We start from the raw sequence: 21908 nt of genomic DNA on the forward strand, positions 1-21908 counted from the left end.
CCCAAGATCAACGCTGCATTAATAGCAGTTTTCATGAGGGTTTACCTGAAGTTCGGGGACTCACTCGTAGGCATAGCTTCTCCAATATTTGAGGCTTTGCTATCGCCCTTGGCTGACTAACTAGCCAATAACTAATAACTAATGACTAATGACTAATGACTAATGACTAATAACTAATGACTAAATGACTAATCCAAAAATCCTTACAAAAAATTTAGGAGAATTAATGACTCTTTCATTTCAAGAATTAGGCATTTCCCAAGAACGTGTCGAACAACTAGAAAAAATTGGTTTTACTGAACCAACTAACATTCAAGTGCAAGCAATTCCCCAATTGCTAGCTGGTCGTGATGTGGTAGGTCAATCTCAAACTGGAACAGGCAAAACGGCAGCATTTTCTCTGCCAATTTTAGAACGGCTAGATATTAATCAAAGAGCCGTGCAAGCCATAGTTTTAACACCAACGCGTGAATTAGCGATGCAAGTTCACGATGCGATCGCGCAATTTATCGGTAATGAAGGATTGCGAGTGTTAGCAATTTATGGTGGTCAATCAATTGACCGTCAAATGTTACAACTCAAACGTGGCGTTCACATGGTCGTGGGTACTCCCGGACGGGTGATCGATTTACTCGATCGCGGCTGTTTAAAGCTCGATCAAGTGAAGTGGTTTGTGTTGGATGAAGCTGATGAAATGTTGAGCATGGGCTTTATCGACGATGTGATCAAAATCCTCTCGCAAGCGCCCGTAGATCGCCAAACAGCTTTATTCTCGGCAACAATGCCACCATCAATTCGGATGTTGGTGAACAAGTTCTTGCGATCGCCTGCAACTGTCACCGTCGAGCAACCAAAAGCCGCTCCCAACAAGATTAATCAGGTAGCTTACTTGATCCCCCGCCACTGGACAAAAGCCAAAGCTTTACAGCCAATTCTGGAAATGGAAGATCCAGAAACAGCTTTAATCTTTGTCCGCACTAGACGCACCGCCGCAGAACTTACCAGTCAGTTACAAGGGGCTGGTCACAGTGTCGATGAATACCACGGTGACTTGTCTCAACAAGCACGGGAACGGTTATTAGTCAGATTCCGTAACCGTCAAGTTCGCTGGGTGGTAGCAACTGATATTGCAGCACGAGGCTTAGATGTCGATCAACTCTCCCATGTAATCAACTTCGACTTACCCGATAGCGTAGAAACTTACGTCCATCGCATTGGTCGTACTGGTCGTGCTGGTAAAGAAGGAACAGCAATTTCTTTAGTACAACCATTTGAACGGCGCAAGCAACAAACATTTGAACGTCATAATCGCCAAAGTTGGCAAGTTCTGACGATTCCCACACGCGCCCAGATTGAAGCAAAACACATTCTGAAATTGCAAGAACTGGTACGAGAAGCTTTGACAGGTGAGCGTTTGGCTTCATTCTTACCAATTGTCAGCGAACTGATTGAAGAATACGATGCTCAAGCGATCGCCGCCGCCGCATTACAAATCGCTTACGATCAAACTCGTCCCGCTTGGTTAAACTCAGACGTAGAAATTCCCCAAGAGGAATCTTCCGCTCCCAAACCAAGACTCGGCAAACGTCGTGAATCTTCCAGCGATCGCCCCCGTTCTGCGTGGAAATCAGATAGCAGCAATGGTGAAGAAAGACATTCTTCTCCCAAGCCAAAACTGCGGACAAGTGGACAGGATTCTTCTGCATCTCCTAGTAAAAAGATAGGTTCACCTACAGCTAGGGAATCAGCTTCTTAGTCAAGAGTTAGAAGTTAATCAATTTTGGATTTTAGACTTCGGCGTGAGCGCTTAGTCGAACGCTTTTCCTTTAATCCAAAATCAAAATCTAAAATTCGGCAAAGTTAAGAGTTGAGAGTTAAGAGTCAAGAGTTAAGATTTTGACTTTATACTCTTGACTTTTTGGCTTTTTTAGACAAATCAAAAATACTACAGCCAAGGACGACTAACTTGTTCTAACTCTCCAATTTCATCATCACTCAGTCTCCAGCCCAAAGCACCAGCATTTTGCCGCACGTGTTCGGCTGTCTTCACCCCAGCAATAGGAATAACATTCCCCTGAGCAATTAACCAGTTGAGAGCAACTTGAGCAGGAGTGCGATCGTATTTTTCCCCGAAATTGCGCAGTAAAGATATGACTGGGGCAATTTTTTGCAGACCTTCTTTCTTAAATCGTGGGTCTATTTTCCTCGCACCAGTAGGGGTTTCAGCACTATCAATAGTGTACTTCCCTGTGAGTAATCCCTGTGCTAAAGGACTATAAGCCAAGATAGTCACACCCAACTCACGCGCAGTTGCGATAATACCTTTGCTTTCAACTTGGCGACTGAGTAAAGAATAGCGCACTTGGTTCACAGCTAAAGGCACTCCACGGGTCGCCAATATTTGATGCGCGTCTCGCATTTGTTCTGCTGAGTAATTACTCACACCAACTGCGGCAATTCTCCCCCGCTTCACTTCATCCGCTAGAGCATTCATCAAAGTTTCTTGACTTAAAAAGAAGGCAAAAGGCCAATGCACTTGATACAGGGCGATTTGCTCAAGTTGTAGCCGTTTGAGGCTGGCTGTTAAAGCATCAGAGACGGATTGGGCTGTAAATCGCCACGGTAGGGGGCCAAATTTTGTGGCGATTTGTACAGGTTGGTGTGTCTGTTGTAGAAATTGCCCCAAAAATTTCTCTGATAGTCCCATTCCGTAGACTTCGGCAGTATCAAAGAAGGTAATACCAGCTTCTAAGGCTGCGGTAAACGCTTCTTGTAACTGTTCTGGGCCGTAGCGATCGCCATAATTCCAAAATAGTTTATCACCCCAAGCCCAAGTGCCGATGCACAAGGGGTTAACAACTGGGCCATTTTGCCCCAATGTGATGTTTTCCACGGTTGCAAAATTTAGTTTATTTACATTTCTTTACTTTTATAGTGTATCGTTATAGACAAGATTGGGTGCGATCGCCACCACTTGGCTGCAAATCTTGTTGTGTCGCAGCTACGCCCGTCGTAGATATCGCACCTTGCATAAAAATTTAAAACCTGAATCAAACGCGCATAAACAAGATCCCCGACTTCTCGAAAAAGTCGGGGATCTGCGGGTCGCAATTCTCACAAATCAAATAGGATTGCTATAGTTGAGTGTATTTACTTGTATTTAAGAATTAGATGATTTATCCTGCTTGGGTTTTTTGATTAATTCCATGTAGACATTAATCTCACTAATTTCTACATCATGCTCAACTCTGGTTACTTTCCATCTTTCTTTTTTTAGGTAAACTTCCTCTCCTACTCTGGGAGTAAATTGGAGATCGTAGAACTTTTTTAGAAAATCTTTTTGATTTTCTTCCCATAATATTACTTTGACTGGTTCTTTACTCATTGCTTATGCCTTTTTGATTACTAGATGAAGGTAAGTATTTTGATGACATACATACGGCAATTTTATCTTACTAATTCAATGTAATAGCGTAGTTAAAACCACATTTTAATATTGATATTTTTTATGTGGCTTGATTGCGTCTCTTCAAGTTAAAGATTTTTTATTTTTATAGCGTATCATCATTGTCTGATTAATTGCCTTATTAGCTATGTCTGTACAATTCAGATACATATTGCTTACGGTCAAACTTGAATGGGCCTAGATTATATTGCCAGTCACGATGAAATTGACGAAAATCAGCCCACTCAACAGTTGATTCATTAAGTGTGATGCGAACCTGAATAAACCAGCACTCAATCACCCCACAGGTACAACCTAAAACAATTGCTTTGCCAGCTTGCAAATTATTTGATTCCAAGCTAAACCCATGATCCCAAGGTTCGCCGAGCAAATTGCGTGAAGGAAGTAAAATCATCGAAGGTGGTAAATACAAATAGTCTCCTGCTGGAAAGGCTAACTCATCAATATCTTCCCCCGCAGCACGCCGTTCCTTAATCTCTGCTTGAATAAATGGTTTTTCAATTAGACGCACTACTTCTATGAGTTGTTGATTATTGATATAAATCTCAGCCACACAAAGCCCCTTACCTAGCGTCCAGGGAGGAAATGAACAATTAATTCTTATTTCAAAATAATCAAAAGTCTGCATCTTGAAAAACTTATTACATCAACTCTCATCAAAAACAATAAGGCATATAAATTTCTAGTTTAGTGGCTGCAAAATCTTAAAAATTCCTATCAAAGTGCGCTTGTTAAAAGCTCCTCCCATCTTGCCAAAATCATGTCTGTGTAGTTTTTCTTATCAATTTTGTATGCTCCAATCGCAAAACCATCGTTCATTTCTACGAGAGCGGTTTGTCCAGAATCTAAAACTCCAAAATCAATTGCATATCCTGCATAGGATTCTTTTGCATTCTCTAGAGCTTGAATAGCGCATAGAACTTTATCAATATCTAGTAGAACATTGGGGTTTCCATCATAATGATCGATGCTTCTAATTTGTGAGTGAACAACATAAACTCGGTACTCACTTACCCAAGAAACAACTTCTGAACACAGCAGCTGCTCTTGACGTGACACTCCGTATACTCGGCACAAATCATATTCCGATTCAAAAACACAACCTGTAAAGCGTTTACGGCGTGTAGCGGGTTTAGCAAATGTTGGAATATATCTACCGTCACAAAATTCCATTTCCAACTGTTCTAGAGTAGATGTCCATGTACGACGGTGCATGAAGTTCTTAAGTGAAGCGGGATAATCGTTAGGCTTTGGTTCTGGAATGCCAAGCTGTTTTATTGCACCTAAAACACATCGCATATCACCAACAACTAAAGATTCATTATCAAGTGTAAGTTGTCTTCGATGGATACGTTTCTCAGTATAAAAAGTAACTGGTAAGCCTCTGGCTCTGAATTCTTCAGTGACAAGTTGCTCCTCATGTCGGAGCCTTCCATTACCTTGTTCTTGAATAAAAGCCTTAGAAATCAATTTACTTGTCAGAATTTCAAATAGTATTTACATTGTTATATAAAAATGAGAAAAGGGGCATGAAAATTGCTTGATTATTTATTTACTGACCTTTATGCTCAATGTTACAAATACCAAACCTTCAAAAAACTACATTGGCTCTGTCTTTGTTATCATGTTTACAGTTTTTATATTAGCTTAAGTAAGTAAATCAGCTGTTATTAAATATTATATTGAAAAAATTTTTCTACTTGTTGTCCAATCGTTTGGTGTAGTTTCATCGCTAAAGAGTTGTGAAGCAATTGTGCTAATACTTCTCGTTCTAAGGGGATGTTTAACTCAGGAAATTCTTTTTTGACCCGAAATAAACAAATTGACAAAAATGATGCCGTTGAGCGCACATCAATTCTTTTATCTTGAGTAATGGATAAAAGTTTATTAACGAATTGTGTAATATTATGATACTTCATTTGGTATAAAATACGCAGTAAATTTATAACTTGATATTCAGTGAGTCTTGGATCATCTATTTTTGCTAATAGATAATCAAATACAGGTTTACCAAGTTTGATAATTTCATTAGCTACATTATCAGGTAAACGTTTACTATGAAGCTGTTTGATTAATTTTTTAAGGGTATTATCCATCTTTTTGAGTTTCTGATACTGTTGACGAATTTCAAGAATACCCAACTTAAGAGATTAGTAATTGTAAATTTAGATTATATTTAAAGATTTTCCCATCTGTTAGCCACACATTTACTTTACAAAAAATATCCGAATAAGAGGCTATCACAACCTTTGATATTGCTGGACTTTGCCTACCATTGATAAGACATGCAACTCTAACGCTCTTCCATCACTCTCAGAAAACAATAATCGAAGCAGAAACCTAAAACTATCACTCAATAAAGGTTTGAGGCTTTATTTTCTAATATAAATTCAAAAATGTAGCCAAAACTCGGAAAGTGTAGTCTCATAAGCCTTGCAGCGATTGCTTCCTGCAAGACTGATGGAAGAGCGCTAAAGTTTCTGACTTTAGTCTTTTTTCAAGCTTTTTTATAATTTGCTGCCTTGAAGCGATCGCTCTGGAAACCATAAAAGTAAAATTGAGGATTCTTATCAAGCTCTCCTCATTTTGCAAAAATATGACAACAGACATGAAATGTCCATTCTATGTGTTTTGCTGTGCGGCACGCTGGACAGCTTCTATATCAACATTGAAATGTTGAGCAGTCTGCTCCACACTCATCCCTGTTTTTAGTAACAGAGGGACGGTAAGTTTCAACATTTCAGTTTTCCGTTCTTCTCGTCCTTCTTTTCGACCTTCTTCTCGACCCTCGGCTTTCGCTTCTTGATAAACTCTTGTTTGCTCCAAAGTTATTCCTAGCATAGCTTTAACTTCCTCATTCTATGTGGTTGACTGTGCAGCGATCTGGACAGCTTCTATATCAACATTGAGGTGTTGAGCAATCTGCTCCACACTCATCCCTGTTTTTAGTAACAGAGGTACAGTAAGTTTCAACATTTCAGCTTCCCGTTCTTCTCGACCCTCGGCTTTCGCTTCCTGATAAACCCTTGTTTGCTCTAAAGTCAGTCCTAGCATAGCTTCAACTTCCTCTCTACTCAACGAAGAAAACTTATAAACGGCAATTGTGGTGATGATGTCTAGTATTTCGTTTTTCGGTAGTGTGTCTGTTTCCTCTAATTTTACCCGCTCAATTAATTGCTTTGCTTGCTCTGCCATCACTTCATCCGATGCTAGAGTCAACTGCATCAAGTTGATGCCTATTGGCTGCTGATTAGTCGCGCCTAACTCATCTAAATAGATTCGCTGCACTTGGTTGCTGTTGAGAAATATTCGATGAGTTTTTTGATCCCTTGGTTCCAAAGAGCGTGATGAAAAAATCACCACACAGAACCAGTCATCGTACTGAGAACGATTCCGGTTCAGGTACATCAGCGACTCGGTAAAGAACCGATGGTAAAGGGCTTCATCTTTTTGGAATTGAACTTCAGCAAAAAAGATTACCCTGGAAGTCGCATCCTCTGGAGGTAAAAACACACCATCAATGCGAAAAGCGGTTTCTTTGACTTCAAGTGATTCAAATCGATAGTTTTGCCCTTGCAGAGGAGGATTATCAACTAGTTCAAAGAGTAACCCAGGAAAGCGCTTAAAAATTTGATAGTAAATTGAGTCTCGTTTCACTATTTCATCCTAAAATTCTCTGGTTATGCGTAGGCGTAGCCCGCACTTCGACTTGGCTCAGTGACCATCGTAGACATCGCAGATTACAACCAAGCCCTAAAAATTAATCCTAACTTGGCTGAAGCATACCCTAATTGGGTGTATAATATATTGCCAAATCGCAACTTCAACTTTTCGTTCGCTGATTTTGAGCGGGTAGGGTTTATCTTTATTTAAAGAGAGAGATTAAATCCTATAAACTATACGAAAAAGTATCTATGGCAAGCGGTGAAGTATTTGATACCAAAACTAAATCCTTATCTGTGCCAAGGGTAAATCTGCTGACCATGTTCCGGCTGGGTTTATTTCAGATGGGGTTGAGCATGATGTCTATCTTGACTCTGGGGGTACTCAACAGAGTTATGATTCAAGAAATAGCAATTCCGGCGACGCTGGTATCAGTAGTTTTAGCACTGCCTTTATTTGTTGCTCCTTCACGTATCTGGTTTGGTCAGATTTCCGATGCTAAACCGTTATGGGGATACCACCGCACAGCTTATGTTTGGGTAGGCGCAGCAATATTTGCGATCGCAGCATTTTTAGCTGTACAAGTAATGTGGCAGATGAATATTGCTGGAAATAGTGCAGGTACTTGGGTATGGACAACCCAAACAATTGGCTGGACAGCACTTTTGGCTTTAGTTTTCGCTGTCTACGGTCTAGGAATTTGTGCTAGCGGTACTGCCTTTGCTGCTTTGTTGGTGGATATATCTGAAGAAGATAACCGTTCTCAAGTAGTCGGTGTAGTTTGGTCGATGCTAATGGTAGGGATTATTGTTGGCGCGATTATCAGTGCCAGCTTGCTGAAACAGTTAACGCCAGAAGCAACTGTAGAAACCTTGCAGCCAGCCATCAATAGATTGTTTACTATCGTCCCAGCAATTGTATTTGGTTTAGCGATCGCTGCCACATTCGGCGTAGAAAAAAAGTATTCCCAATACTCAACCCGTTCCACACTGGTAAACCGGGAAGACAGCATTACTCTAGGCAATGCTTGGAAAATCTTGACAGCTAGCCCACAAACAGGTATTTTCTTCACCTTTTTATTGGTGATGACTATCAGTTTGTTTATGCAAGACCCGATTTTGGAACCTTACGCGGGTCAAGTGTTTAAAATGCCTTTAGCGGAAAGTACCAAATTAAATATTTTTTATGGAACGGGTCTACTGATTGCCTACGGTGTTACGGGCTTTTATATTGTCCCGCGTTTGGGTAAGCGCAGAACTGCACGTCTAGGCTGTATGTTGGTAGCATTCTGTGCAATCTTGCTAGGTATCTCAGGATTCACAGCTAATGCAGCAGTTCTCAAACTAAGTTTGGTCTTGTTCGGTTTAGCCACAGGGTTCTTAACTACAGCAGCAATTAGCTTGATGTTGGATCTTACCGCAGCCGAAGCCGCAGGTACTTTTATTGGGGCATGGGGATTAGCACAGTCCCTTTCTAGAGGTGTGGCGGTAGTCATCGGAGGTACAGTTTTGGATATTGGACGCAAGCTATTACCAAGTTTAGAGTTAGCTTATGGACTGGTATTCGTTCTAGAAGCCGTGGGAATGGTGCTGTCGATTTGGTTTCTGAATCGGGTGAACATTACAGAATTTCAAACAAGTACCAAGCAAGCGATCGCTTCAGTTTTAGAAAGCGATTTAGACTAAACTAGAAACTTAAGCCAACCCGAATCTACCTAATCGCCGCTCAAAAACCCCTTTGCGCGAGAATTAACCAATGAATGATTTTTGGACAACAATTCTTGATTTTGCCCAAACGACCACTACCAGAGTGGGTAAGCAGCTAATGCAAGATTTTGGGCAAGTACAGGCTTCCCAAAAAGCTGATGGTAGTTTGGTGACGCAAGCAGATAAATGGGCAGATCAGGAAATTCGGGATGCGATCGCTTCTAATTTCTCTGGTTACGGCATTTTGAGCGAAGAGAGCGATCAGTCATTTCCCGGTACTGAGTGGTGCTGGGTAATTGACCCTCTCGATGGTACAACCAACTTCACACGCGGCATTCCCATCTGGACAATATCTCTGGGTTTACTGTATCGAGGTACACCCATTTTTGGTTATGTTTACGCACCAACCTTGAATCAAGCTTTTCATGGTTTTTGGGCAGGTTCATCTGGTTTAGCAACTCCAACAGGAGCATTTCTCAACCACCACCCCATCCACACTAGTATAGATAGTCCCAGCAACAATCACTTTTTTAACCTCTGTTCCCGTAGCACCGCAGCTATCAAAAACGGCTTTCCCTGCAAAATTCGGATGTTGGGTGTAGCTAGCTATAATTTTTTGACAGTTGCCACTGGGGCTACTCTCGGTGGGATTGAGGCGACACCAAAAGTTTGGGACTTAGCCGGAGCTTGGGTAATTGTCCAAGCTGCTGGTGGAGTCTGGGCTTCGCTGAAGTCAGAGCCGTTTCCATTGTCACCGGGAGAAGATTATAGCGATCGCTCTTTTCCCACCCTTGTGGTTAGTCGTCCCGAATTAATTCCGGTATTTCAACCTTTTCTCGAAAGCGTAAAAATTTAATTTGCAGCTCGTTAAACTGGAAACAGTGATTTTGTTAACCAGCCTAGTGGACAACAGCATAACCGATATTAAACTTAACAAAACCCTAGTTCAACAAAGAATTGAGTATAAATAAAGCTGGTAATAATCCTGATTTAAGTGCAAAACCAGTGTAGTTATTAATTTAAGTAGTGTTGTGACTTTCATTACACTGGTTAATTTAGTATAAAAATTTTATGTTGTCTAATCTAGATTTAATTCGAGAGTTTGTGCAAAACTCTATTCAGAAAAAAGATGTTTTGTTGTCAAATCCTGTTTTGACAGCGCAAACAGTGTATAAAATCAACCAACTGACAGCAAAATCTGAAGGCGTAATTGCCACTGTTCAACTATCTAACACCTTATCTGAATTCTCGATTTCTCCAAAATCAACCCAGTGGGAATTGATAAATCAGGCATTAGCAGAATATAGTTATATCCTCAAAGGAGAGGTAGATAGTCGGGGTTTCTATCAGTATCAATACTGCGAAGTTCCCAAAGGCTATCAAATGAACTGTACTAAATGTGTCATTCTATGGCGAGCCTGGTGGAAATATTGCAAGCATAGTTCAAGATCGGGGATTCCGTTAGAACTTCTGATTAGAACACGAGATTCATGGTATCCAATTAGAGATTTAATTATCAGTGACGGACTTCTCTATATCAAAACCTTGGGAAGTGAGATTGCACTTGGCTCAGACGATTTAGTTACTTGGTTAAGCAAAGTTGATGTAACTAAAATTAAAGAAATACCTTCTACAGAGACATAGGTATGGATATGGGGTTACAGATGTATGCCCCTATATTTGTAAACATTTTTCAAAGTGATTATGACAACATAATTAGGTAAAGGACGTGAATAGAAATGAAAGGACTTTGGCTCGAAAATAAGCAGTTGCAATTACGCACAGATATTCCCGTTCCTGAACCGCCACCAGGAGAAGCCTTGGTACGCGTCTTGCGTGCAGGTATCTGTAACACTGATTTGGAACTACTTAGAGGCTACTATCCCTACACTGGTATTTTAGGGCATGAATTTGTCGGCATTGTCGAACAAGGGCCAGAACATTTAGTTAACCAACGCGTAGTTGGAGAAATCAACGCTGTGTGTGGGCATTGTCGGTTTTGTCGTAGTGGACAACCAACTCACTGTGAAAATCGTACAGTTCTAGGTATTGTCAACCGCAACGGAGCCTTTAGTGAATATCTTTGTTTGCCGGTGGAGAACCTGCATTTAGTACCCGATAATGTGCCGACAGAAGTAGCAACATTTACTGAACCTATAGCAGCAGCTTTGGAAATTCAGCAGCAAGTGCCATTGCATCCAAACCATCGGGTGCTAGTGGTTGGAGATGGCAAACTAGGGCAGTTAGTAGCTCAGACACTAGCTCTAACAGGCTGTGAACTCGTAGCTGTGGGGCGTCATCGAGACAAACTGGCTAACTTAGAAGCACGGGGGATAAAAACGAGTCTGGTTGATGCTGTTACAGATGGATATTTCGATATCTCAGTAGAATGCACTGGCAACCCAGAAGGATTTGCGATCGCCCGCCGCGCCTTACGTCCTCGTGGTACTCTTGTACTGAAAAGTACTTATGCTGGCAACCTCAGTCTAGATGCTTCTTCTTTAGTAGTAGATGAAATCACCCTCATCGGCTCCCGTTGTGGCCCCTTTACTCCGGCTCTCCAGCTACTAGCCACAGGAAAAGTTGACGTGCAACCCCTGATTCATGCCACCTATCCTCTTATTGAAGGGCTTGCAGCTTTTGAACACGCTCAGAGTCGGGGTGTTTTAAAGATATTGTTAGAGATTAGTTAATTGTCATTTGTCATTTGTCATTAGTTATTTTCCCTCTGCTTCTGTGCCACCTGCTCTCTCATCTGCCTTATTTTCTAACCAGTCTCTCGCCACTCCCCAGTCCCTAATACCTACTCCCTAACTAATACAGATAAGGATTCGTCTTCGGTTGATAGTCAGAACAATGAATCGCTTCTTCTGTATTTGCAATAGATGGGCGTACAGTACATTTAAGACGGTAATTATCAGTAAAAAATTGGCAACCAGTACAGGGGATTTGATGCATTTGCTTGGCTGTAGTTACACTATCTCGCGCCGCTGCCCAGAGACTCAAAACAACGAGAATAGTTACAGTCCAAGCACCGATAAAACAAATCGGAATTAACAAAGGTTGAATCCCATGAATGAGGAAAGATATCAGTTTAAACACGTTATGTCCTGATACAAATTAGGAATTAAAAGTATATTACCTCTTAACCGGAGGCGAGGCGTCTCCGGTTTTACTCCTAATTCCTGACTTTTCCAGAAGTATAAGTTAAACGCCAGCATGACCCAGAGCTAAACCTGTTACTAGCATTCCCAGAACAAGGAAAGGTTGGGCGCTGGCTTGGTACTTAACATCATTTTTCACGGGATCGCGTAGGAAATACATATCCTGCAAGGTAATTTGCGGGATGATTAACAGTACTAGTATTGCTGCATACAAATTCTCGTGGATGCTGACAAGATAAGCCGCAATCAATCCTTGAAAGACATCAATTGTCACTACACAAATCCATGCTGCTGTGGTGATGCCAAACATTACAGGTAGTGAATTTAATCCTAACTGGCGATCGCCTTCTACACTCTTGAAGTCATTGACAATGGCAATACCCAATCCAGCCAAGCTGTAGAACATTGTCAAAATCACAATTGTGGAATTGAGATCGCCAAATAAAGCATGTCCTGTAGACCAAGGTAGGGTGATATAACTTGCACCCAAAGCGTAGCTGCCTAACCAGCCGTTTTGCTTGAGTTTCAGGGGAGGCGCAGAATAAATATAGGCAATGAAAGAACCGATAATCGCGATCGCTGTAATAGTCGGGAATTCATGACCAGACCACACATCTAGCGCAAATGCCAAAGCAATCCCAGCAATCAGTAATACCCAAATCTGAATAATTACCTGGGGTAGGGGAATTGCACCAGAGGGAATCGGGCGATAGGGTTCATTGATGGCATCGATTTCGCGATCGTAGTAATCATTGAGAATTTGAGTGTAACCTGTCATCAATGGCCCAGCCAGTAACATACAGGCTGCTACCTTCAAGACATTTTCCAGCGTCCAAGTATAGTTACCAGAAGAAGCCGCACCACAGACTACACCCCAAATTAGGGGAATCCAGGTGATGGGCTTCATTAGCTGTAAACGAATTTTCCAAATCGAAGTTTCTCCAGATGCTGCACCTTTCATCCCCAACATCTGCCTAGTTTTCGCATTGCGATCGGCAGACGCGAGCGCTTGCTCATTGAGATTATTTGCCACTGAGTCTAGTGTTTCAGACGGGTTAGGGTCTGGGGTAATGGGAGTTGATTCTGACATAAAGCGTATTTTTTTTTAGAGTGAGGAGTTAGGAGTTAAAAGTTATGAATTATTGTTTTATTCCTAACTCGTCACTCCTAACTCCTAACTAAATTAAAACGAAATTATCAAATAATTATTCTGAAACTTTGCTCCAGCAACGGGTCTGCCACTCAGAGTCGGGGGTAAGGGTATATTGCGCCGCTGATCTCCTGCTTCTACCGTGACTTCTGGCCCATATTGGGTAAGTTTGACCTGCTTTTTGTCAAATCCTGGCAAGAATAAGCGTACTTGACGATTGTGGATGTCTATTTCAATCGGTTTGGGAGCCTGTAAAGCTTGTGCTTCAAAGTTTGGTAGAGCGTCTATCAGTGGTTGCCAATCAACCGTGGGCGAGTTGGGAACGACGCTCACAGGGAGGGGTATAAATTCCTCTGCCAGGTTGACATTTGTCCCGTTAGACACAAGCAGAACACCACCAACAGTTAAACCGATTTGTTGAGCGCTACCCCATAAATAACGAGCATTTGCCACCTCAATCGGATCTCCTGTAGTCACTAAGAAAGCAGCGAGACGCTTGGGATCTGCCAAAGCGGCTCTCCCCTTTTCTAAGAAATTATTGACTTGGTTAGTGGGAGCGGCAAAGTTATCTGCTGTCCAGTTGACATTGAAAAAACTGCTAATCAGCGGTTGAATCAAGGGTGATTCAGTAATCGTCTTCCCCAAATCGGAGTTGACAAATAATTGCCGAAATCGCCGGACATACCAACTCAGAGATTCTGGCAAACCCAACATTCGCAGCGTTAAAGAGTCGCCCGTGCCATCGTAGACGATCGCATCATATTTGCCACTGGCATCATATTCGCGGATAGCATTCAGTGCCAGGGCATTATCCATCCCCGGCAAGACTACCAGTTCTTGACCAAAAACGTCTTTGAAGATGGGTGTGCGGAGATATTGCGCCTCAAGTTTCTTCACTTCGTCCCAATTGCGTTCTAGTAGTACAGATGCTTGAAACTGGACTACTTGCAAATTGGGAGCGATTTCCTGGGGATCGGCAGCAATGGGAGTGCCCAGCAGGATCTGCAATGTTGGTTCTGCTTGTCCAGCTAGGAGTACGCGCTTGCCTTGACTTGCCAATAATTTGGCGGCGGCGATCGCAATTTTGGTACGAGCGGTGCCGCCTTTGCCCAAAAATGTCAATATTAGAGCCATTAGTTGATTCCTATTTTCACCGCCGATCTTTTCAACTCCAACTTAGCACTCAACAAAGACTCTCAACCTGTGCTTAAAATTTCAGATACCAAGAAAAACTTGGATCTGAGTTCTTTTCTACTACACAGGTTTGATTTCATCTTCAAAAAACCAAGTGGAATAATTATCCTCAAACAGCAGCACAACACCGATACCACCACCATCGGTGACTTTGTAGCCTTGGATAATACCCACTTGTCCGAGTTTTTTTACAACTGGGGGAGAAACGCGATCGCGCAAACGAAAGACTTTAACCTTTTGTCCGATTTCCATGCCTGATTACAATTCAGATAAACCAAGTCTCAGTGTAGCGGAATCCGTGACTCTGCTCTCATAAATTCAGTGGAGATGAGGAGTGAGGGAGAGAATCGTAACTCCTACTTTCTGACCTAAGAACTTAAAATTAACAACAGGTGCGATCGCAAAGATTAGTGCTAGTGGAACATTTGCGATCGTTAGAGGTTCATCCAGATAGCTTGAGTTAAGCAACCAAGGTAGTAGTCATGTATCAAACAGATCCACCTCGTCCGCCACAAGAAACAATGCCTACGATGTATGATTTACCCAGTGAATTAGTGGGGGAATCAGGTTTGCCAGATGAATTTCACCGAATTCAGGCAGATTTGCTCAGTGAGACTTGTCAGCCTCTTGCTTATCCATCTGAGGAAATTTTACTTGCTAGCGACTTAAATCTTTACTACGATCCGCGCCATCCTTTGTGGTACAAGCGTCCTGATTGGTACATGGTTTTAGGATTACCTAGTGCTAGCCAACAGCAAGACCTGCGCTTAAGTTACGTTATTTGGCAAGAAGGAATTGATCCATTTTTAGTAGTTGAATTACTTTCGCCTGGTACGGAACAAGAAGACTTAGGAAAAACACTGCAGGAAGTAAACTGACGCCCAACGAAGTGGGAAATATATGAACAGATTTTACGGGTTCCCTACTACGTTATCTACGATCGCTATGAAAACCATTTGCGTGCCTTTAAACTCAATGGCACTCGTTACGAAGCAATATCTTTACCAGAGAACCGCCTATGGTTAGAAGAGTTAGAGCTAGGATTGGGTCTTTGGCAAGGTAGTTATCAGCAGACAACAGGTTTGTGGCTGCGTTGGTATAATTCTGCGGGTTGGGTGCCGACTCGAAGAGAACAAGCTGAACAGGAACGCCAACGGGCTGAACAGGAAAATCAACGGGCTGAACAAGAACATCAACGGGCTGAACAGGAACGCCAACGGGCTGATCGATTAGCAGAGTATTTGCGATCGCAAGGAATTGAGCCAGATAACTTGAGTTAAGCAAAAACTCGCATCCTTAACAAAGAAAGAGCCTGACAAACAGACGTTATATTTGTAGTAAAAATACATTTGACAATATCCTATTTATTGTATAATTGCCAAGATAATTTGGATAAAATTCTCTAGTGATGATAGATGCTAAAAGCACTGAAGAGATTTCCAACAAATAAATTATCCAATCTTATGAGGTGAGCATCCTGCCTACCCACATTTAACCAAAGGCGGGTAAGACACGCACCTCACAAGAAATAGTTGGATATTTTTTCTATTTGAAAGTCCCGGAAAAAGGAACTTTCATAAATATAATAGGCTTGAGTGAGAGCAATTAGGTGAGCGGATAGTGAGTAGTGAGCGAGGAAGCAAAAATTGTTGCCGACAATGCGGGGAATTGTACGTAATGTAGGGAGATTGAGGCGAATCTTGCCCATAGATGAACAGTTGTGGGTGAAGTTCGACTTACTAAGAACTCTAGTACGCCGAGATTTAGAGGCACGTTACAAGGGTTCTATTTTAGGTAACTTGTGGCCTTTGCTAAATCAGCTATCCCAGTTACTGATTTATACTTATGTATTTTCCACTGTGTTGAAGGTGAAGCTGACTACTCTCAAGGGTTTACCAGAGAATGATTTTACCTTTGGTTTGTGGCTATTTGCAGGCTTACTTCCTTGGATTGCTTTTACGGGTGGTCTCACGCAGTCCGCTAATTCGGTACTAGGACAACCAAATTTAGTCAAGAAGGTGGTATTTCCTTTAAGTTTATTACCCTTAGTGCCAATTTTGTCAACATTCATTGAGAGTTCCTTTGGTTTAATGGCATTGATTTTTTTCGTGGCGATCAATGCTCATACTTTACATACTAGCTTGGCGCTATTACCCTTGATCTGGTTAACACAGTTATTGCTAACAGCAGGGTTGGGCTATTTAACAGCCGGACTAACTGTATTTTTGCGAGATATCCCGCAGACTTTAGGAGTAATTTTAAATATTTGGTTTTATGCAACACCGCTTGTCTATCCAGTATCAGCAGTCCCAGAGGAATGGCGGAGTTTGGTATTCTGGTTAAATCCAATGGCAGCGATCGCAGAAGTTTATCGTGACATAGTTTTAGTTGGAGAAGTAAAGCACTGGGGTGAATGGGCAGTTGCTTGTGTCATAGCAACAATTATATTTTGTTGTGGTTTTACAGTGTACAAGCATTTGCGTCCAGCCTTTGCCGATGTGTTGTAGTTAAGGTTCATTAGTCAACCGCTCTTAAAACAAGCAAATGCTAACGTGAACTGTATAGTAGATAGCGATATAATTCAACCACAAGCCAAAATTATAATGAAGTAACTAATTTTTAATTGATAAAATTATACCGTCTGAAATTCGTTATTAGTTTAAGTATGCAGTGTTATGGGTGAGGAGATTGCAATTTCACTGAAGAATATCTCAAAGTGCTACAAGCGTTATGCTCGCCCGGTAGATAAGCTCAAAGAAATTTTACTGCCTGCTAAGAGCCACGCTCAAGAATTTTGGGCATTGCGGGATATTAACTTAGAAATTACTAAAGGAGAGAAATTAGGAATTATTGGTCAAAATGGTTCCGGTAAAAGTACATTACTACAAATCATTGCTAGAACCTTGACACCAACTACAGGAAATGTCTGGATTCACGGCAGAGTTTCAGCTTTACTAGAACTAGGTAGCGGATTTAATCCTGAATTTACTGGAAAACAAAATGTATTTTTCAATGGACAAATTTTAGGGTTAAGTCGTGAAGAAATTGAAGCCAAATACAATGAGATAGTGGAATTTGCAGATATCGGAGATTTTATTGAGCAGCCTGTTAAAACTTATTCAAGTGGTATGTTCGTGAGATTAGCATTTGCAGTTGCAGTAAGTGTTGATCCTGACATTCTAATTGTAGATGAAGCACTAGCAGTTGGAGATATTTACTTTCAGCAGAAATGTTTTGAGCGAATTAGAAATCTAACACGTATGGGAACAACACTTTTATTTGTTTCCCATGATTCGTCTGTTGTACATAAAATCTGTAACAGAGCTTTATTTATGGAAGCAGGAAATTTAGTGTTGGATGCTAAACCAAGGCAAGTAATTGATTTATATGAAGCCAAACTGTTACAAAAAAAAGATATACGATCGGAAGCAGTAGAAATTCAAATGTTTCCAGATTCTAATTATGTTAGTTCCGAGGAAAATAAAGAATTTTTAGATATAACCTCAGAATCAGTACAAGAAGTAGTTATTAATGCGCCAGAAGTAAGCATAGAATTTGTTAGGTTTTTAGATGAAACAGATCGAGAAATAAAAGTTGTAATTAGTGAGCAGTTATTACAGATTTCCGTAGGAGTTTTATTTTCCCAGTATTTTGAAGATCCCCATATTGGTTTTAAAATACGGGAAAGAACAGGTGAGGTAATTTTTGAAACCAATACTCTATGTATGGGAAAAAAAATAGGTCGAGTAGAAAGCGATACTTTACTGGAGATTTGCTTTAAGTTTAAGGTGCCTTTAATGGAGGGTGAATATACAATTACATTTGGTGTAGCTGATAGTGCAATTGGAGAAAGTTTATTCCAGAGAACATTAGTTTATGCTCATAATATCGCCGCATTAAAAGTTCTAAGAAACAAAGACTCAATACTATGGTCAGGTATAGTAAATCTTTCTCCTTCTATTTCTATTCATAAATATACTTATGTTTGACTCTATCATTAAACAGGCAAAACAGACAGAATATGACTTTAGAAAAACTACTAATCCAGAAGATCCCTTGTTACATCTTTTTGATGAGTGGATTGATTATTACAAACTCAAATCTGCGATCGCTCATGAATTAAAACCTATTAATATCCTAGAAATAGGAGTACGTTTTGGTTATTCTGCCGCAGCTTTCCTACATGGATACCCTAATACTAAATATACTGGTATTGACTTAGATACCAATGATTTTGGTGGTGTCAAAGGTGCAATTAATTGGGCAAAAGAAATTACTAAGCAGTTTAATACTGAATTTATTATTGCTGATACACAGGTAATGAAACGCTTGCCTGGTAATGTCTACGATCTCATTCATGTTGATGGGCAACAAAATGGAGACGGTTCCTTTCATGATTTGGAACTTGCTATTAAGCAATCCCACTACGTGTTGGTAGATGGATACATGTGGACGCAGCAGAACTTTATGGCAGTTAGTGATTTCTTATTTAGATATGCTGATTTGCTCGATTGGTATGGTGTAATACCAGGTTATGCTGGAGAGTTATTAATAAAAGTTTCTAATAATTATTTAAGTGAGCTTGAAGAACACCACCACAATACTAATTCTAGTCTAGACATTCGTCAAAGTTATACCAGTCACTACTATACTCAAGACTGTAGCGGATTTGATACTTATAAACAAAATCAAGGGAAGAAGCTAGAAGATCCAAGATTGCAATCTGTAGCAGCGATCGCTAGTTTGAAAGCATCAGGACGAGTACTTGACATTGGTTCTGGGCGAGGTGAACTTAGTTACTATTTTGCCCGTCAAGGTTTTGCGGTTACATCTATTGACTATTCACCAAATGCCATTGAACTAGCAAAAAATTGTTTTAATGGAGAAGCTGAGTTAGCAGCCAACGTAGAATTCATCTGCGATCATGTCTGCAATGTACAACTTCCAGATAAGTACGATCTAGCACTAGCTTCTGACGTGATTGAACACTTAGCTTTTGAAGAACTAGATGCGCTTTATCAGCAAGTCGCCCACAGTCTTAAACAAGACGGATTATTTGTTGTGCATACTTTTCCAAATCTTTGGTATTACAAATATGAATATCCACGTAAAAGGAAAATTGCTGCTTCTGTTGGTGCCTACCTACCACCACAGCCCCGCTCAAGATATGAGCTACTAATGCATATTAATGAACAATCGCCAAGGATTTTGAAAAAGCAATTAAGCAAATACTTTAACCATGTATGTTTATGGTTTGGTGATACCCAGAATCCAGGTGGAAGTTTAGTAAAAAAGTTTTCTACAAGAGAAATAGGTGCAGCGACTAGTCTATTTGTAGTTGCTTCTCATCGACCCATAAATCGGGAACATCTGAAGAGTAGCTTACAAATGTTCCCTATCCCACCCATCTCTGCTGGAAAAATCAAGATATTTGTGAAAGATCATCCAAAACTAGTAAATGCAGATAGTGAATTTGAAATTAAATTAGAAATTGAAAACTCTAGCGAATTTACTCTTAATAGTTATGGTTCTCATCCAGTTCACATTTCGTATCATTGGATGAATGAACAAGCTACCGATTACATTGTTTTTGAGGGACAACGAACAAAGATATTTCCCCATTTAAATAGCTCTGAGGATATAGTGTTGAAACATTTATTCAATAAAGTACCCAAAGAAACGTATAAAATTAAACTTAGATCCTTAGCACAAAAAGGTAACTATATCCTGAGAGTTACATTGGTACAGGAAGGTGTACGCTGGTTTGATGTAGCACCAACTGGTTTAATGGAGGACATTGGAATCAGGGTTATATAAGCATTAAATACCATATCTAATCTAGAAATTAAAATCATATCAAGAAATAATTGAGGTTAAGTAATAAATAAATGATTGAATCCAATTATCCTGAAACTAATATTGATGAATTAATACATAAAAATGTTGAGCATATTAGCAAAAATCAAGCTCATCCTCAGTTAGTAGATTCACAATCTAATCTAGACACATCAAACTTAAAGTTAAGTATTAGTTATATTGAAACTTTTATTGAAAATGCAGAATCTCGTTCAAGTGCCCGTACAAAGTGGCCAGATAAGCTTAATCTTTTTCCTTTCAATTTAAGTGGTAAATTGCAAAAACTTATTCTAAAAATCATGAACTTTCTCTTTAAAGATCAACGAGAAATCAATTTTAGTATAATTAATTCTCTAAAAGAGTCTGTAGCACTTAATCACCAGCTAGTGGAACACATTGCGACTTTAAAAACGCAAGTGGATAACAACATCCAAGGGCTAGATAAGCGCCTGATTGCTATGGATAATCGCTTTCCAGGATTGGATGAGCGCCTGGTTGCTATGAATAACAGCATCCAAGGGCTAGATGAGCGCCTGATTGCTATGGATAATCGTTTTCCAGGATTGGATGAGCGCTTAGTTACTCTGGATAACAGCATACAACAATTAGATAGGCGCTTGATTGCTGTAGAGAATCGCTTTCAAGGGTTGGATGAGCGCTTAGTTACTCTGGATAACAGTATCCAAGGAATAGATGACAGCTTAAATGCTATTCATACTTTAATTACCAACTGGCTAACTGGCGTTCAAGAACGTTTGGATACTCTGAATCGTCTAGTACAAGAAATAGATGAGCATAAAAATATTGTAGATGCTCGTATTGAAAGAATAGGCGATCAATTAATTACAACAGATAATCGTATAAATACAGCAAATGCTCGTATTCAAGAAATCAATGAGTATTACATCAGAAACGATAGTTACCTCAAAAATGACTTAATGCAGCAAAAGCGTTTAATAACAGTGTTTTTGGAAGATGCAAAAAAACGTTTACCAGAACCTTTTACTCAAAAGGAGTTAGAAACCTTTGTAAATGAAGATATGCACTTTTTAGATGCCTTTTATGCTGCATTTGAAGAGCAGTTTCGAGGTAGTCGGGAAGAAATATCAGACAGATTAAAAGTTTATTTGCCATTGATTGAGGAAGCAAAGATAGGCACATATGAATCACCAATTTTAGATGTAGGTTGTGGGCGTGGTGAATGGCTGGAGTTGCTACAGGAATCTGGATATACAGCCAGAGGTCTGGATATCAACAAAGTAATGGTAGAACAATCCCGCTCCAGGGGATTTGAGGTGATAGAAGCGGATGTAATGCTTTATGTACAATCTTTACCAGATAGTAGCTTAGGAATGGTAACTGGTTTTCATATTATTGAGCATCTAACTTTTACAAAGTTAATGAAATTTTTCACTGAAGTAGTCAGGATACTTAAGCCTGGTGGATTAGCCATTTTTGAAACACCTAATCCTCAAAATGTATTAGTTGGTAGTTGTAATTTTTATTTCGATCCCACGCATCATAATCCTTTGCCAAGCTCCATGATTAAATTTATTCTTGAAACGCAAGGTTTACATCAAGTAAAAATTCTCAATCTGCACCCTTACCCAGAAACTTATAAGCTCAGTGGTTCTGAGGTAGCTGAACGATTTAATGATTACTTTTACGGAGCGCAAGATTATGCAGTTGTCGGATACAAATTATAGACT

The 21908-nt window shown here is 40.3% G+C and carries 21 protein-coding genes and 1 pseudogene; 10 read left to right on the plus strand and 12 right to left on the minus strand.

Features of this window, described 5'->3' with window-relative positions:
* The first annotated feature begins 226 nt into the window (after positions 1–226).
* Complete coding sequence (locus V7K53_RS18370; RefSeq protein WP_335198900.1) at positions 227–1756, plus strand: DEAD/DEAH box helicase; 1530 nt, start codon at positions 227–229, stop codon at positions 1754–1756.
* Positions 1757–1945: 189 nt separating this feature from the next.
* On the opposite strand, the gene V7K53_RS18375 is transcribed toward V7K53_RS18370, so the two are convergent.
* The 7 genes from V7K53_RS18375 to V7K53_RS18405 form a co-directional block, all read right to left on the minus strand.
* Complete coding sequence (locus V7K53_RS18375) at positions 1946–2893, minus strand: aldo/keto reductase (protein WP_335198901.1); 948 nt, start codon at positions 2891–2893, stop codon at positions 1946–1948.
* A gap of 267 nt (positions 2894–3160) precedes the next feature.
* On the minus strand, positions 3161–3385 hold the full coding sequence (locus tag V7K53_RS18380; RefSeq protein ID WP_179066759.1) for a hypothetical protein: 225 nt from the start codon (positions 3383–3385) through the stop codon (positions 3161–3163).
* Positions 3386–3587: 202 nt separating this feature from the next.
* Complete coding sequence (locus V7K53_RS18385) at positions 3588–4019, minus strand: hypothetical protein (protein WP_335198902.1); 432 nt, start codon at positions 4017–4019, stop codon at positions 3588–3590.
* 164 nt (positions 4020–4183) lie between these two features.
* Entirely contained in the window at positions 4184–4936 is a 753-nt protein-coding gene (locus tag V7K53_RS18390) for an ATP-grasp domain-containing protein (RefSeq protein WP_335198903.1), read from the minus strand.
* A gap of 200 nt (positions 4937–5136) precedes the next feature.
* Positions 5137–5562 (minus strand): hypothetical protein, encoded by a 426-nt coding sequence (locus V7K53_RS18395; RefSeq protein ID WP_335198904.1) that lies wholly within the window; start codon positions 5560–5562, stop codon positions 5137–5139.
* Positions 5563–6088: 526 nt separating this feature from the next.
* Entirely contained in the window at positions 6089–6307 is a 219-nt protein-coding gene (locus tag V7K53_RS18400; RefSeq protein ID WP_335198905.1) for a hypothetical protein, read from the minus strand.
* A gap of 18 nt (positions 6308–6325) precedes the next feature.
* Positions 6326–7123, minus strand: a complete 798-nt coding sequence (locus tag V7K53_RS18405) for an Rpn family recombination-promoting nuclease/putative transposase (RefSeq protein WP_335198906.1) — start codon at positions 7121–7123, stop codon at positions 6326–6328.
* Between the two features lie 257 nt (positions 7124–7380).
* On the opposite strand from V7K53_RS18405, the gene V7K53_RS18410 reads away from it, so the two are divergent.
* From V7K53_RS18410 to V7K53_RS18425, 4 genes are all read left to right on the plus strand, one after another.
* Positions 7381–8814: a BCD family MFS transporter gene (locus V7K53_RS18410; RefSeq protein ID WP_335198907.1), complete on the plus strand. Its 1434-nt coding sequence runs from the start codon at positions 7381–7383 to the stop codon at positions 8812–8814.
* Positions 8815–8884: 70 nt separating this feature from the next.
* A complete protein-coding gene (locus tag V7K53_RS18415) occupies positions 8885–9691 on the plus strand; it encodes an inositol monophosphatase family protein (protein WP_335198908.1) in 807 nt (268 codons plus the stop codon).
* Positions 9692–9906: 215 nt separating this feature from the next.
* Positions 9907–10479, plus strand: coding sequence for a hypothetical protein (locus tag V7K53_RS18420; protein WP_335198910.1), 573 nt, complete (start codon positions 9907–9909; stop codon positions 10477–10479).
* 95 nt (positions 10480–10574) lie between these two features.
* Complete coding sequence (locus V7K53_RS18425; RefSeq protein ID WP_335198911.1) at positions 10575–11528, plus strand: MDR/zinc-dependent alcohol dehydrogenase-like family protein; 954 nt, start codon at positions 10575–10577, stop codon at positions 11526–11528.
* A gap of 121 nt (positions 11529–11649) precedes the next feature.
* Here the strand turns inward: V7K53_RS18425 and V7K53_RS18430 are convergent, their stop codons facing one another.
* The 5 genes from V7K53_RS18430 to V7K53_RS18450 all read right to left on the minus strand — a co-directional run bounded on the left by V7K53_RS18430 (position 11650) and on the right by V7K53_RS18450 (position 14811).
* Positions 11650–11937 (minus strand): hypothetical protein, encoded by a 288-nt coding sequence (locus V7K53_RS18430; RefSeq protein ID WP_335198912.1) that lies wholly within the window; start codon positions 11935–11937, stop codon positions 11650–11652.
* A gap of 105 nt (positions 11938–12042) precedes the next feature.
* Entirely contained in the window at positions 12043–13089 is a 1047-nt protein-coding gene (chlG, locus tag V7K53_RS18435; protein WP_335198913.1) for a chlorophyll synthase ChlG, read from the minus strand.
* 93 nt (positions 13090–13182) lie between these two features.
* Complete coding sequence (locus V7K53_RS18440; RefSeq protein WP_335198914.1) at positions 13183–14283, minus strand: Get3/ArsA fold putative tail anchor-mediating ATPase NosAFP; 1101 nt, start codon at positions 14281–14283, stop codon at positions 13183–13185.
* A 120-nt stretch (positions 14284–14403) separates the two neighbouring features.
* On the minus strand, positions 14404–14595 hold the full coding sequence (gene petP / locus V7K53_RS18445; protein ID WP_335198915.1) for a cytochrome b6f subunit PetP: 192 nt from the start codon (positions 14593–14595) through the stop codon (positions 14404–14406).
* A 66-nt stretch (positions 14596–14661) separates the two neighbouring features.
* Positions 14662–14811: a hypothetical protein gene (locus tag V7K53_RS18450; protein ID WP_335198916.1), complete on the minus strand. Its 150-nt coding sequence runs from the start codon at positions 14809–14811 to the stop codon at positions 14662–14664.
* Between the two features lie 14 nt (positions 14812–14825).
* On the opposite strand from V7K53_RS18450, the pseudogene V7K53_RS18455 reads away from it, so the two are divergent.
* The 5 genes and pseudogenes from V7K53_RS18455 (at position 14826) to V7K53_RS18475 (ending at position 21905) form a co-directional block, all read left to right on the plus strand.
* A pseudogene (locus tag V7K53_RS18455) lies at positions 14826–15623 on the plus strand (Uma2 family endonuclease).
* 378 nt (positions 15624–16001) lie between these two features.
* Positions 16002–16850: an ABC transporter permease gene (locus V7K53_RS18460; RefSeq protein WP_335198943.1), complete on the plus strand. Its 849-nt coding sequence runs from the start codon at positions 16002–16004 to the stop codon at positions 16848–16850.
* A 168-nt stretch (positions 16851–17018) separates the two neighbouring features.
* Positions 17019–18332 (plus strand): ABC transporter ATP-binding protein, encoded by a 1314-nt coding sequence (locus V7K53_RS18465; RefSeq protein WP_335198917.1) that lies wholly within the window; start codon positions 17019–17021, stop codon positions 18330–18332.
* Complete coding sequence (locus V7K53_RS18470; RefSeq protein WP_335198918.1) at positions 18325–20160, plus strand: class I SAM-dependent methyltransferase; 1836 nt, start codon at positions 18325–18327, stop codon at positions 20158–20160. The genes V7K53_RS18465 and V7K53_RS18470 overlap by 8 nt, the downstream gene beginning before the upstream one ends.
* A gap of 71 nt (positions 20161–20231) precedes the next feature.
* Positions 20232–21905, plus strand: a complete 1674-nt coding sequence (locus V7K53_RS18475) for a methyltransferase domain-containing protein (protein ID WP_335198919.1) — start codon at positions 20232–20234, stop codon at positions 21903–21905.
* Positions 21906–21908: the final 3 nt, after the last annotated feature.

The organism is Nostoc sp. (assembly GCF_036917355.1).
Taxonomy (GTDB): domain Bacteria; phylum Cyanobacteriota; class Cyanobacteriia; order Cyanobacteriales; family Nostocaceae; genus Nostoc.

Bases quoted from the DNA above. Each gene is read 5' to 3' on its own strand.
- V7K53_RS18470 (WP_335198918.1), top strand. From the start codon at position 18,325: ATGTTTGACTCTATCATTAAACAGGCAAAACAGACAGAATATGACTTT.
- V7K53_RS18395 (WP_335198904.1), bottom strand. From the start codon at position 5,562: ATGGATAATACCCTTAAAAAATTAATCAAACAGCTTCATAGTAAACGT.
- V7K53_RS18370 (WP_335198900.1), top strand. From the start codon at position 227: ATGACTCTTTCATTTCAAGAATTAGGCATTTCCCAAGAACGTGTCGAA.
- V7K53_RS18440 (WP_335198914.1), bottom strand. From the start codon at position 14,283: ATGGCTCTAATATTGACATTTTTGGGCAAAGGCGGCACCGCTCGTACC.
- petP (WP_335198915.1), bottom strand. From the start codon at position 14,595: ATGGAAATCGGACAAAAGGTTAAAGTCTTTCGTTTGCGCGATCGCGTT.
- V7K53_RS18465 (WP_335198917.1), top strand. From the start codon at position 17,019: ATGGGTGAGGAGATTGCAATTTCACTGAAGAATATCTCAAAGTGCTAC.
- V7K53_RS18425 (WP_335198911.1), top strand. From the start codon at position 10,575: ATGAAAGGACTTTGGCTCGAAAATAAGCAGTTGCAATTACGCACAGAT.
- V7K53_RS18380 (WP_179066759.1), bottom strand. From the start codon at position 3,385: ATGAGTAAAGAACCAGTCAAAGTAATATTATGGGAAGAAAATCAAAAA.
- V7K53_RS18460 (WP_335198943.1), top strand. From the start codon at position 16,002: ATGCGGGGAATTGTACGTAATGTAGGGAGATTGAGGCGAATCTTGCCC.
- V7K53_RS18410 (WP_335198907.1), top strand. From the start codon at position 7,381: ATGGCAAGCGGTGAAGTATTTGATACCAAAACTAAATCCTTATCTGTG.
- chlG (WP_335198913.1), bottom strand. From the start codon at position 13,089: ATGTCAGAATCAACTCCCATTACCCCAGACCCTAACCCGTCTGAAACA.
- V7K53_RS18420 (WP_335198910.1), top strand. From the start codon at position 9,907: ATGTTGTCTAATCTAGATTTAATTCGAGAGTTTGTGCAAAACTCTATT.
- V7K53_RS18475 (WP_335198919.1), top strand. From the start codon at position 20,232: ATGATTGAATCCAATTATCCTGAAACTAATATTGATGAATTAATACAT.
- V7K53_RS18415 (WP_335198908.1), top strand. From the start codon at position 8,885: ATGAATGATTTTTGGACAACAATTCTTGATTTTGCCCAAACGACCACT.
- V7K53_RS18400 (WP_335198905.1), bottom strand. From the start codon at position 6,307: ATGCTAGGAATAACTTTGGAGCAAACAAGAGTTTATCAAGAAGCGAAA.